The following is a 12248-nucleotide window of genomic DNA, read 5'->3' on the forward strand; positions in this document are numbered from 1 at the left end:
CATTACAGGGTGCGCGGCACTTCGATACGCTCGAAGCACTCGATCTGGTCACCCGGCTTGACGTCGTTGTAGGCCTTCACCGCGATACCGCATTCGGTACCGTTGCGGACTTCCTCGACGTTTTCCTTGAAGCGGCGCAGCGATTCCAGCTCGCCTTCGAAGATCACCACGCTGTCGCGCAGGACGCGGATCGGCTTGTTGCGCTTGACCACGCCCTCGATGACCATGCTGCCGGCGACGGCACCCAGCTTGGAGCTGCGGAAGACGTCGCGGACCTCGGCGATACCGATGATCTCTTCGCGGATCTCCACGCCCAGCAGACCGGAGGCCACCTGCTTCACCTGATCGATCACGTCATAGATGATCGAGAAGTAACGCAGGTCCACGCCGTTGGATTCGATGATGCGCCGGGCCGAAGCATCCGCACGCACGTTGAAGCCGATGACGGTGGCCTTCGAAGCGGCGGCCGAATTGGCATCCGACTCGGTGATGCCGCCCACGCCGGAGTGGATCACGTTGATGCGGATGTCGTCGTTGGACAGCGCCACCAGGGCCTGGCTCAACGCCTGCACCGAACCCTGCACGTCGGCCTTGATGACCAGGTTGAGGACCTGCTGGCCCTCGCCCTTGCCCAGGGTCGCCATGATGTCTTCCATGCGGCTGCCCGCGGTGGCGACCAGGCGCGATTCGCGGCGCTTGGTCTCACGCTGCTGGGCAACGTCCTTGGCCAGACGCTCGTCGTCGACGACGACGAAGTCGTCACCGGCTTCCGGCACGCCGGACAGGCCCAGGACCTGCACCGGGATGGACGGGCCGGCGAACTCCGGCTGCTTGCCGGTTTCGTCGAACAGCGCACGCACGCGGCCGTACTGGATGCCGCACACCAGATAATCGCCCTTCTTCAGGCGGCCCTGCTGCACCAGCACCGTCGCGATCGGGCCACGGCCCTTGTCCAGCGACGATTCGATGACCACGCCGTTGGCACGACCGTCGTCGACCGCCTTCAGTTCCAGCAGTTCAGCCTGGACCGAAACAGCTTCCAGCAGATCGTCGATGCCTAGGCCGGTCTTGGCCGAGATCTCCACCATCTGGGTGTCGCCACCGAAGTCTTCGGCCACGACCTGCTCGGAGAGCAGCTCGTTCTTGACCCGCATCGGGTCGGCACCGGACTTGTCGATCTTGTTGATCGCCACGATCAGCGGCACACCCGCCGAACGGGCGTGCTGGATCGCTTCCTTGGTCTGCGGCATGACCCCGTCATCGGCAGCCACGACCAGCACCACGATATCGGTCAGCTTGGCACCGCGGGCACGCATCGAGGTGAACGCGGCGTGGCCCGGGGTATCCAGGAAGCTGATGACGCCCTTCGGCGTTTCAACGTGGTACGCACCGATGTGCTGGGTGATGCCGCCGGCTTCGCCGGTGGCGACCTTGGTGCGACGGATGTAATCCAGCAGCGAGGTCTTGCCGTGATCGACGTGGCCCATGATGGTGACCACCGGCGGACGCTGCACGGCCTCGCCCTGGTTCTCGCCGGCCGATGCCAACAGCGCGTCTTCAGCGTCGTTGTCGCTGGCGCGGATCGCCTTGTGACCCAGTTCTTCGGTGACCAGTGCCGCAGTGTCGTGGTCGATGGACTGGGTGATGGTGGCCATCACGCCCATCTTGAACAGCGCCTTCACCACCTCGCCGCCCTTCAGCGCGAGCTTCTGCGCCAGGTCGGCCACGGTGATGGTGTCGCCGATCGCCACTTCACGCACGACCGGTGCGGTCGGACGTTCGAAGGCGTGCGGGCCGGAGTTGCCACCGCCGCGCGACATGTCGCGACGGCCGGACGTCGGACGGCTGCCCGGGCGACCACGGTTGTTGCTGTTGTTGCTGTTGCCACGGCGCGCACGATCGGCGGCGGACAAGTGCATCTGACCGGCAAAGCGATCACCCGGGCCACGCTCGTTGCGCGGCGCGTTGCGATTGTTGCGGTCGTCGCTGCGCGGCGGCGCACTACGCGGAGCAGCCGGGGCTGCAGCCGGAGCACGCGGCGGGCGCGGCGCGGTTTCGTCGATCGGCGCGCGCACCTTGGGCTGGCTGGCAGCCAGGGCTTCGGCAGCCTTGGCGGCGACCGCAGCTTCCTCGGCCGCCTTCTTCTCGGCCTCGGCACGCTCCTTGGCAGCGACCTCTTCCTCGCGCTTGCGGACGATTTCCTCGTCACGCAGGCGGTCCTTCTCGGCCAGTGCCTGCTGCTCGGCGAGGTTGCGTGCGCGCGACTCTTCCAGCTTGCGCAGGATGTCGGCACGCTCTTCGTCCGGGGTCATCGCGCGACCACCATCGGCCTTGACGTAGGTGCGCTTCTGGCGCACTTCCACGTTCACGGTTGTCTTGCTGCGACCGGAATTGACCGTCACTTCCTGCTGCTTGCGACGGTTGAGGGTGATCTTCTTGGCAGACTGATCAGTCTCTTCCGGGGCCTGCTCGGGCTTGCCATGCGAACGACGAAGGAAGCCCAGGAGCTTCACTTTCTCGGAGCTGGTCACGACCTGGTCGGGACCGCTGAACTTCATGCCGGCACCAGCCAGCTGTTCCAGCAGTTTTTCGACCGGTGTATTGACCAGTTCAGCAAGCTTGCGGATGGTGGTTTGCTGCGACATTCGGATCCTATGATCTTGTGGGCGCCCCCCCGCATCTGGAGGTGGCGCGGATTCTACGCCCTGATCGGCTCAGGGCCCTGTTCATTGCCGGCTCATTCGCCGCGTTCCAGTCGGGCGATTTCCTCGGCACGCGCGGCCAGGATCAGCGCCGCGGCGCGCTCCTGGTCCAGCCCTTCGATGCCGAAGTCCATGACCTCGTCGGCGGCCAGATCGGACAAGTCCTCGCTGGTACGCACGCCGTGGCCGGCCAACGCATATGCGGTGGCTTCGTCCATGCCCTTCAGGGACAGCAGGTCCTGCGCCGGCTGGCCGTCCTCCAGGCCTTCCTCGACTGCCAGGGCCTCATTGAGCAGCGCATCGCGGGCACGTGCGCGCAGCTCTTCGACGATGTCTTCGTCGAAACCTTCCACGGCCAGCAGTTCGCCGACCGGTACATATGCGATTTCCTCGACCGTGCCGAAGCCTTCGCTGACCAGGATGCCGGCGATTTCCTCGTCCACTTCCAGCTTGTCCATGAACAGCTGGCGAGCCGAAGCCTGCTCGGCTTCCGACTTGGCGGTCACCTGGTCCTGGGTCATCACGTTCAGCTGCCAACCGGTCAGGCGGCTGGCCAGGCGCACGTTCTGGCCGCCCTTGCCGATCGCTTGGGCCAGGCGGTCTTCAGCAACGGCCAGGTCCATCGAATGCTTGTCTTCATCGACGATGATCGACTGCACTTCGGCCGGTGCCATCGCGTTGATGACGAAGTTGGCCGGGTTCTCGTTCCACAGGACGATGTCCACGCGCTCGCCATTGAGCTCGTTGGACACGGCCTGCACGCGCGAACCACGCATGCCGATGCAGGCGCCGATCGGATCGGTGCGGGCATCGTGGGCGAGCACGGCGATCTTGGCGCGGTCGCCCGGATCGCGGGCGCAGGCCTTGATTTCCACCAGGCCCTGGCCGACTTCCGGTACTTCCAGCTTGAACAGCTCGATCATGAATTCCGGCGCTGCGCGGCTGATGAACAGCTGCGGGCCACGCGGCTCCGAACGCACTTCGGCCAGGTAGCCGCGGACGCGGTCGCCGGCACGCAGGACATCACGCGGAATGCCCTTGTCCTTCGGAATGAAGCCTTCGGCGTTGCCGCCCAGGTCGACATAGATGTTGCCGCGCTCGGCGCGCTTGACCACACCGGTGATCAGCTCACCGACGCGATCGGCCCAGGCATCGACCACCTGCTGGCGCTCGGCTTCGCGCACACGCTGCACGATCACCTGCTTGGCGGCCTGGGCGGCGATGCGACCGAAGTCGGGGTTCTCGATCTGCTCTTCGATGTAGTCGCCGACATCCACGCCTTCGGCTTCGTCGATGGCGTCCATCAGGCGGATCTGGCGATCCGGCGATTCCATCACTACGTCGTCGGCCACCACTTCCCAGCGGCGGAAGGTTTCGTAGTTGCCATCCTTGTGGTCGATGACCACGCGGGTCAGCACTTCCTCGTCGGGATAGCGCTTCTTCGCTGCCGAGGCCAGGGCGGCCTCGATGGCATCGAAGATCACTTCACGCGGCACGCCCTTCTCGTTGGCGACCGCGTCCACTACCAGCAACAGTTCCTTGCTCATTGGCTCACTCCGCGCGCGGCTTCTTTGCCGCCGGCTCGTTGGAAGAAGAATTCTTGTTCGGCTTCGGACGCTTCGGTGCCGGACCGGTCGGCTTGCTCGGGGCCAGCCCCAGCGCCACCCAGTCAGGCATGATCCGCGCCTTGTCGATGTTGTCGGCCGACACCACCAGTGCGGCGTTGTCGACGATGAAGGTGATGCTGCCCTGCGCCTCGTCGATCGCTTCGATGCGACCCTGCAGGCGACGACGGTTTTCCTGCGGCAGCTTCAGGGTGACCTTGGCCGATTCGCCGAGGTGACGACCGAACTGCTCCAGGTTGAACAGCGGGCGATCCACGCCCGGCGAAGACACTTCCAGCGTGTAATTGCCGCTGATCGGGTCTTCGACGTCCATCTGTGCGGACACTTCGCGGCTTACCCGCTCACAGTCGTCCACATTGATGATGCGCTCCGGCTGTTCCGCCAGCGGCACGTCGATGTAAAGGCGAAGGGTCGCACCGCCGGGGGCCGGCAGATACTCAACGCCCAGCAGCTCCAGGCCCAGCGACACAACGGTCGGGGCGAGCAGATTCGCGATGTCGGTTGCCTTGTCGCTCACAGCCTGCCTTGATCTCTTGGTTGGGTGCCGGCCTTGGCCAGCATGGAAACATGACGCCCCGAAAACGACGAAGGGCCCGCTGGGCCCCTTTTCCGGAAAGACTCCGGTGACTGGATTCCGGTTGCAACGCGCTGAACAAGCGTGCTGCGGCCCTCCTTCCGGGTGGATCTCCGATGGGGAGCGCCGCCGTCAGGGGTACTTCTAGGCCGCTGATGATAGCCCCTGCACCGCTCTGGTGCAAGGCTGCGGCCGTCCTGAAACCCTCCGCTGCACTCGCCGGGCATGGCCCGGCGCTACCGGGTGACCGCGCGATGGTAGCGCCGGGCCATGCCCGGCGGATCGGCGGAAGCCGCAAAGAAAAACGCCCTCGAAGCAGAGCTTCGAAGGCGCATTCTTTACTTGGTAGCGGGGGCAGGATTTGAACCTGCGACCTTCGGGTTATGAGCCCGACGAGCTGCCAGACTGCTCCACCCCGCATCAGAAGCGGAATTATGAGGGATAACTTCAAAACCTGCAAGCTTTTCCTCATTCATCGAATTGGTTGGCGCCGATTCGATGTGTTGGTAGCGGGGGCAGGATTTGAACCTGCGACCTTCGGGTTATGAGCCCGACGAGCTGCCAGACTGCTCCACCCCGCACCGGAAGTGTTTGAACCGCTGCCCCACTCTGGCGAGGGAGGCGCTCCGCAACGATGTTCTGGCTGAACCGCTGCAGTGACAACTCAAGCTGCGTATATTACACGAATCGCGCAGCTTTGTGTCAACTTTTATGCAAGATGCGCAAATGCCTGCTGGCACCAGACCATGATCGGGTTCCAGGCCAGGCCTAGCGCCAGCAATGCCAGTGCGTTCACGCCCAGCACGACTCCCAGCACGCGATCCTTGCTGCGCGGCATGGCCTCGCCCACCGGCTCATCGAAGTACATGACCTTGATGACACGCAGGTAGTAGAAGCAGCCGACCACGGCACACAGCACGCCCAGGATCGCCAGCCACAGCAGGCCGCCATTGATGGCAGCGCCGAGCACGGCCAGCTTGGTCCAGAAACCGAGGAACGGCGGAATGCCTGCCAGCGACGCCATGATGCACAGCACCAGGCCGGCCATCCACGGGTTGCGGGCGTTCAGGCCCTTGAAGTCCTCGATGTTCTCGGCCTCGAAGCCGGCGCGCGACAGCGCGATGATCGCGCCGAAAGCAGCAGTCGACATGATCGCGTAGGCCAGGGCGTAGAACAGCGCGGCCGCATAGCCCTGCGAACCGCCGCCGGCGATGCCCATCAGCAGGAAGCCGATATGCGAGACCGTGGAGAACGCCAGCATGCGCTTGAGGTTGCTCTGCGCAATGGCCATCAGGTTGCCGATCACCAGCGAGACCGCGGCCAGGCCAGCGATCAGCAGCTGCAGTTCGGTGGACAGCGGGCCCACGCCCATTTCCAGCAGGCGGTAGGCCATGCCGAAAGCGGCCAGCTTCGGCGCCGAGCTGATGAACAGCGCGACCGGCGCCGGGGCACCCTGGTACACGTCGGGCAGCCACATGTGGAACGGTGCGGCACCCAGCTTGAAGGCAACGCCGGCAATCATGAACACCGCGCCGGTGACCAGCAGCACGCGCTCTTCCGAGTGCGGGATGGCGGCCTGGATGGCGTCCAGGTGCAGGCTGCCGGTGGCGCCGTAGATCAGCGACATGCCGTACAGCAGCAGGCCCGAGGCCAGCGAACCAAGCACGATGTACTTCATCGCCGCTTCCGAGGCCAGGCCGTTGTCACGGTTGCTGGCAACCAGTGCGTAGGAGCACAGGGCCAGCAGTTCCAGACCCAGGTACACCATCAGCAGGCTGCCGGCGGACACCAGGATCATCATGCCGGCGGTGCCGAACAGGATCAGCACCGGAATCTCACCCTGGAACAGCTTGCGCTCGCGCAGGTAGCCCCAGCCGTAGATCAGGGTCAGGCCGCTGAGCAGCACGATCCCGGTCTTCATCACGTCCGCGGCGGTATCGCGCACGAACATGCCATGGAAGACCTCCCCCTGCCCGCCCACGCCGGTGGCCAGCATGAACAGCACCACGGCCAGTGCGGCGACCGAGAACAGGTGGGTGACGATCTTGTTCCGTTCGCTGACGAACAGGTCGAGGATCATCAGGGCGAAGGCACTGCCGATCAGCACCAGCTCGGGAGCGAGCGGTGGCAGGTCAGCAGCGGTCAGTGGCAGCAGCGGCGAGGTGGTCATCATCAAATCCTGGAATTACAGCAACTTGCTGGATGCGATCTGCATCGCCAGCTTTGCGATCGAGGGCTCCATCAGGTCGGTCAGCGGCTTGGGGTAGATGCCCAGGGCCAGTACGCCAATGGCGAACACGCCCAGCACCAGCCATTCGCGGCCGTTGATGTCCTTCAGTTCGGCGACGTGGCTGTTGGCCACCTCACCGAAGAAGATGCGCTTGTACAGCCACAGGGTGTAGGCCGCACCGATGATCAGGGTGGTGGCTGCGCCCAGGGCGATCCACGGGTTCCGCTGGAACGCCGACAGGATGACCATGAATTCACCGACGAAACCGCTGGTGCCCGGCAGGCCGGCGTTGGCCATGAAGAACAGCATGGCGAACGTGGCGAACCACGGCATCACGTTGACCACGCCGCCGTAATCGGCGATGCGGCGGCTGTGCATGCGGTCGTACAGCACGCCGACGCAGGAGAACATCGCGCCGGACACGAAGCCGTGCGAGATCATCTGCACCATGGCGCCCTGCAGGCCCAGGCGGGCCGCATCGACGTTGCCGGCTTCACGCACCAGCCACAGGGCGATGAAGGTACCCAGGGTGACAAAGCCCATGTGCGCGATCGACGAATAGGCGATCAGCTTCTTCATGTCGTCCTGCACCAGGGCGACCAGGCCGACGTAGATCACTGCGATCAGCGACAGCGCGATGACCAGCCATGCCCATTCCTGCGAGGCATCGGGAACGATCGGCAGGTTGAAGCGCAGGAAGCCGTAGCCACCGATCTTCAGCGCGATGGCGGCCAGGATCACCGAACCGGCGGTCGGCGCTTCCACGTGCGCGTCCGGCAGCCAGGTATGCACCGGGAACATCGGCACCTTGACCGCGAACGCGATCAGGAAGGCGAAGAAGATCCAGGTCTGTTCCTTGCCCGACAGCTGCAGTGCGTACAGGTCGGCCAGCTGGAAGCTGCCGCCCTTCATGTACAGGTAGATCAGCGCCACCAGCATCAGCACCGAGCCGAGGAAGGTGTACAGGAAGAACTTCAGTGCGGCGTAGATGCGACGCGGGCCACCCCAGACACCGATGATCAGGAACATCGGGATCAGCATCGCCTCGAAGAACACGTAGAACAGCATCGCGTCCGTGGCGGCGAAGATGCCGACGGTGACACCTTCCAGGATCAGGAAAGCGGCCACGTACTGGTTCACGCGCTTGTCGATCGCGCTCCAGGCGCCGATCAGGGCGAGCACGCTGACCAGCGTGGTGAGCAGGATCAGCGCTACGGCGATGCCGTCCACGCCCAGGTTGTAGCCGATGTTGTAGGTCGGGATCCAGGCGTGGGTCTCGACGAACTGCAGCGCGTCGATGCCCGGGTTGTAGCCGCCCAGCAGCGACAGACTCGCCACGAAGGTCAGCACCGCGACGCCCAGCGACGCCCAGCGGGCGGTCTGCGCATCACGGATCGCAAGGATCAGGGCACCGCCGAGGATCGGCAGCCAGATGAGGACACTGAGTAGAGGCCAGTTCGACACGTCTTCTTATTCCGTACAGGTCATCAACGCAGGTAATGCATCAGCACGCCCAGGAGGGCAATCAGGCCGATGATCATCGCGAAGGCGTAGTGATAGAGGAAACCGGATTGGGTACGGCGCAGCACGCTGGCTGCGACGTCCACAACACGTGCCGAGAGATTGACCACACCGTCGACGATGTTGCTGTCGATCCAGCGCGAGACCTTGCCCAGCTTGACGCTGCCACCGGCAAAGCCATCGATCCACAGCTTGTCGAAGCCGTACTTGTTTTCCAGCACGGACACCACCGGGGCGAAGGTCTTGCGTGCCTTGCCCGACAGGTCCGGCTTCCACAGGTAGAACAACGCAGCCAGCAGGAAGCCTGCCAGGGTCAGCCAGAACGGCGGCAGCATCATGCCGTGCAGCGCGAAGGCCACCGGACCATGGAACTCCTCGCCCAGGAAGGCCACGGTGTTCTTGGCCGGATCGTAGAAATCGACGATGCCGGTGAAGAACGTGTTGACCTGGCCCTTGATCGCCACATGGGCGTGGTGACCGGCCCAGTCGGTGCCGTGCAGCATCGGACCGATGCTGAAGAAACCGATGGCGATCGACGGGATGGCCAGCAGGATCAGCGGCAGCGTCACCACCCACGGGGTTTCATGCGGCTCATGCGGACCGTGGCCATGGCCGTGGTCGTCATGCGCGTCGGCATGATGTGCATCGGCAGCATGGTGGTCGTCATGACCATGGCCATGATCGTCGTGCGCATCGCGGAAGCGTTCCTTGCCGTGGAAGGTCAGGAACAGCAGGCGGAAGCTGTAGAAGCTGGTCACCAGCACGCCACCCAGCACCGCCCAGTAGCCATAGGTGGCCACCCAGCTGTCCTGCATGTGGGCGTGGATCTCGGCGGCCTCGATGATGGTGTCCTTCGAGTAGAAGCCGGAGAAGAACGGCGTACCGACCAGGGCCAGGGTACCGATCCACATGGTGATGAAGGTGATCGGCATGTACTTGCGCAGGCCGCCCATCTTGCGCATGTCCTGCTCGTGGTGCATCGCGATGATGACCGAGCCGGCACCCAGGAACAGCAGCGCCTTGAAGAAGGCGTGGGTCATCAGGTGGAACACGGCAGCGGAGTACGCCGACACGCCCAGCGCCACGGTCATGTAACCCAGCTGGGACAGCGTGGAGTACGCGACGACGCGCTTGATGTCGTTCTGCACGATGCCGATCAGGCCGGTGAAGAACGCGGTGGTGGCACCGATGAACAGGATGAAGTTCAACGCGGTCTGCGACAGCTCGAACAGCGGCGACATGCGGGTGACCATGAAGATACCGGCGGTCACCATCGTCGCGGCGTGGATCAGTGCCGAGATCGGGGTCGGGCCTTCCATCGAATCAGGCAGCCAGACGTGCAGCGGAACCTGGGCCGACTTGCCCATCGCACCGATGAACAGGCCGATGCAGATGACGGTGGCGATCGACCAGATCACCGGCTCGTTCAGCAGCTGCATGCCAAACATGGTGCCGTCCCAGATCTGCAGCTGGGCGCGCGGGTCGGCGAGCATGCCGGCCTGCGAGAACACCTGCGAATAGTCCAGGGTACCGAACACCCACAACACGCCAGCGATGCCCAGCAGGAAGCCGAAGTCGCCGACGCGGTTGACCAGGAACGCCTTCATGTTGGCGAAGATCGCGGTCGGGCGCTTGAACCAGAAACCGATCAGCAGGTACGACACCAGGCCCACTGCTTCCCAGCCGAAGAACAGCTGCAGGAAGTTGTTGCTCATCACCAGGGTGAGCATCGAGAAGGTGAACAGCGAGATGTAGCTGAAGAACCGCTGGTAACCCGGATCATCCTGCATGTAGCCGATCGTGTAGATGTGGACCAGCAGCGACACGAAGGTCACCACCACCATCATCATCGCGGTCAGCTTGTCGACCATGAAGCCGACGTGGGCCGAGTACTGGCCGACTTCGAAGAACGTGTACAGGTTCTGGTTGAACGGCTGCGCCCCGCCCCACAGCAGCTGGTAGAGCGTGTGCATCGACAGGCCGCAGGCAACCGCGACACCGAGGATCGTGATGGTCTGCGCGCCGAAGCGCTTGACCTGGCGACCGAACAGGCCGGCGATGATGCTGCCGAACAGCGGTGCAAGCACCACTGCGATCAACAGACTCTTGGAGAGAGTGATTTCCATCTGTGGATCAGCCCTTCAACGAATCGACTTCGCCGACATTGATCGTGCGGCGTGTACGGAACAGGGTCACCAGGATCGCCAGGCCGATGGCGGCCTCGGCAGCAGCCACGGTCAGGATGAAGAACACGAACAGCTGGCCGGCCGTGTCCCCCAGTTCCCGGGAGAACCCGACGAAATTGATGTTGACCGACAGCAGCATCAACTCGATGGACATCAGCAGGACGATGATGTTCTTTCGGTTGAGGAAGATGCCGGCGAGGCTGATGCAGAACAGCACCGCGCCCAGCGCCAGGATGTGGCCCAGAGTGATCATGCCTTGGTCTCCTCGTCGCCCGCGGCCGGCTTGGTGTTGCTGTGGATCTGCGGCTGCTCGGCGTCCATCTTGACCACGCGCAGGCGGTCGTGTGCCTTGACCATGGTCTGCTGCGACGGATTCTGCGTCTTCAGGCCTTCACGACGGCGCAGGGTCAGCATCACCGCGGCGACCACGGCCACGGTCAGGATGACGGCGGCGAACTCGAACGGCAGCAGGTACTCGGTGAACAGGCTGCGTGCCAGCCAGGTGACGTTGGAACTGTCGGCGGCGAGCGCGGCGGCGTTGTCGGCCGGGAACGGGTTGACCGTCCTGCCCTTCACGCCGATCAGGATCAGCATCTGCACCAGCATCGCCACGGCCACGATCAGGCCGACCGGCAGGTAGCGCACCCAGCCTTCACGCAGCTTGTCCGGATCGATGTCGAGCATCATCACCACGAACAGGAACAACACCATCACCGCGCCAACGTAGACCAGCACCAGTGCCACGCCGAGGAACTCGGCGCCGACCAGCAGCCACACGCAGGCGATGGAGAAGAAGGTCAGCACCAGGCACAGGACAGCGTGCACGGGGTTGCGCACGCTGATCACCGCACCGGCCGAAACCGTTGCCGCGATGGCGAAGACCCAGAAAGCGATATTTACCCAATCCATCTCTCGACCTCAGCGGTAAGCGGCATCGGCGGCACGACGCTCGGCGATCTCGGATTCGAGACGGTCGCCCAGGGCCAGCAGCTGCGGCTTGGTAACGATGTTTTCGCCACGATTCTCGAAGTGGTACTCGAGGATGTGGGTCTCGACGATCGAGTCCACCGGGCAGCTTTCCTCACAGAAGCCGCAGAAGATGCACTTGAACAGATCGATGTCGTAGCGCGTGGTACGGCGGGTGCCGTCCTCGCGCTTGGCCGAATCGATGGTGATGGCCAATGCCGGGCACACCGCTTCGCACAGCTTGCAGGCGATGCAGCGCTCTTCACCGTTGGGATAACGGCGCAGGGCATGCAGGCCACGGAAGCGCGGCGACTGCGGGAACTTCTCCATCGGGTACATCATCGTGTACTTCGGCTTGAAGCTGTACTTCAGCGTCAGCCAGAGACCGGCCAGCAGTTCGAGCAGCAGCAGGCTCTTGAAGTAATGGGTAATCCTGTTCATCAC

General features: G+C 63.9%; 9 protein-coding genes and 2 tRNA genes. All 11 read right to left on the reverse strand.

The features are described 5' to 3' along the window. Window positions 1–2: 2 nt before the first annotated feature. On the reverse strand, window positions 3–2645 hold the full coding sequence (gene infB, locus CLM74_RS14960) for a translation initiation factor IF-2 (protein WP_025876227.1): 2643 nt from the start codon (window positions 2643–2645) through the stop codon (window positions 3–5). A gap of 92 nt (window positions 2646–2737) precedes the next feature. Continuing rightward, window positions 2738–4249: a transcription termination factor NusA gene (gene nusA / locus CLM74_RS14965; protein ID WP_025876225.1), complete on the reverse strand. Its 1512-nt coding sequence runs from the start codon at window positions 4247–4249 to the stop codon at window positions 2738–2740. A 4-nt stretch (window positions 4250–4253) separates the two neighbouring features. After that, window positions 4254–4844 (reverse strand): ribosome maturation factor RimP, encoded by a 591-nt coding sequence (gene rimP, locus CLM74_RS14970; RefSeq protein ID WP_025876223.1) that lies wholly within the window; start codon window positions 4842–4844, stop codon window positions 4254–4256. A 400-nt stretch (window positions 4845–5244) separates the two neighbouring features. Then, window positions 5245–5321: transfer RNA gene (locus CLM74_RS14975), tRNA-Met, on the reverse strand. A gap of 84 nt (window positions 5322–5405) precedes the next feature. Then, window positions 5406–5482 (reverse strand) — tRNA-Met (locus CLM74_RS14980). 128 nt (window positions 5483–5610) lie between these two features. Beyond that, window positions 5611–7071, reverse strand: a complete 1461-nt coding sequence (gene nuoN, locus CLM74_RS14985) for an NADH-quinone oxidoreductase subunit NuoN (protein ID WP_025876222.1) — start codon at window positions 7069–7071, stop codon at window positions 5611–5613. 15 nt (window positions 7072–7086) lie between these two features. After that, window positions 7087–8595 (reverse strand): NADH-quinone oxidoreductase subunit M, encoded by a 1509-nt coding sequence (locus tag CLM74_RS14990; protein ID WP_025876221.1) that lies wholly within the window; start codon window positions 8593–8595, stop codon window positions 7087–7089. A 23-nt stretch (window positions 8596–8618) separates the two neighbouring features. Then, the gene (gene nuoL, locus CLM74_RS14995; protein ID WP_105164423.1) at window positions 8619–10778 is read right to left on the reverse strand and encodes an NADH-quinone oxidoreductase subunit L; all 2160 of its coding nucleotides are present in this window, start codon (window positions 10776–10778) and stop codon (window positions 8619–8621) included. A gap of 7 nt (window positions 10779–10785) precedes the next feature. Beyond that, window positions 10786–11091 (reverse strand): NADH-quinone oxidoreductase subunit NuoK, encoded by a 306-nt coding sequence (nuoK, locus tag CLM74_RS15000; RefSeq protein ID WP_033831640.1) that lies wholly within the window; start codon window positions 11089–11091, stop codon window positions 10786–10788. Continuing rightward, window positions 11088–11747: an NADH-quinone oxidoreductase subunit J gene (locus CLM74_RS15005; protein WP_088101318.1), complete on the reverse strand. Its 660-nt coding sequence runs from the start codon at window positions 11745–11747 to the stop codon at window positions 11088–11090. The genes nuoK and CLM74_RS15005 overlap by 4 nt, the downstream gene beginning before the upstream one ends. A gap of 9 nt (window positions 11748–11756) precedes the next feature. Beyond that, on the reverse strand, window positions 11757–12245 hold the full coding sequence (gene nuoI / locus CLM74_RS15010; RefSeq protein ID WP_005417924.1) for an NADH-quinone oxidoreductase subunit NuoI: 489 nt from the start codon (window positions 12243–12245) through the stop codon (window positions 11757–11759). Window positions 12246–12248: the final 3 nt, after the last annotated feature.

The sequence above is a fragment of the Stenotrophomonas sp. MYb57 genome (assembly GCF_002966815.1).
Classification (GTDB): domain Bacteria; phylum Pseudomonadota; class Gammaproteobacteria; order Xanthomonadales; family Xanthomonadaceae; genus Stenotrophomonas; species Stenotrophomonas indicatrix.

Bases quoted from the DNA above. Each gene is read 5' to 3' on its own strand.
- infB (WP_025876227.1), bottom strand. From the start codon at position 2,645: ATGTCGCAGCAAACCACCATCCGCAAGCTTGCTGAACTGGTCAATACA.
- nusA (WP_025876225.1), bottom strand. From the start codon at position 4,249: ATGAGCAAGGAACTGTTGCTGGTAGTGGACGCGGTCGCCAACGAGAAG.
- nuoN (WP_025876222.1), bottom strand. From the start codon at position 7,071: ATGACCACCTCGCCGCTGCTGCCACTGACCGCTGCTGACCTGCCACCG.
- nuoL (WP_105164423.1), bottom strand. From the start codon at position 10,778: ATGGAAATCACTCTCTCCAAGAGTCTGTTGATCGCAGTGGTGCTTGCA.
- nuoK (WP_033831640.1), bottom strand. From the start codon at position 11,091: ATGATCACTCTGGGCCACATCCTGGCGCTGGGCGCGGTGCTGTTCTGC.
- CLM74_RS15005 (WP_088101318.1), bottom strand. From the start codon at position 11,747: ATGGATTGGGTAAATATCGCTTTCTGGGTCTTCGCCATCGCGGCAACG.
- nuoI (WP_005417924.1), bottom strand. From the start codon at position 12,245: ATGAACAGGATTACCCATTACTTCAAGAGCCTGCTGCTGCTCGAACTG.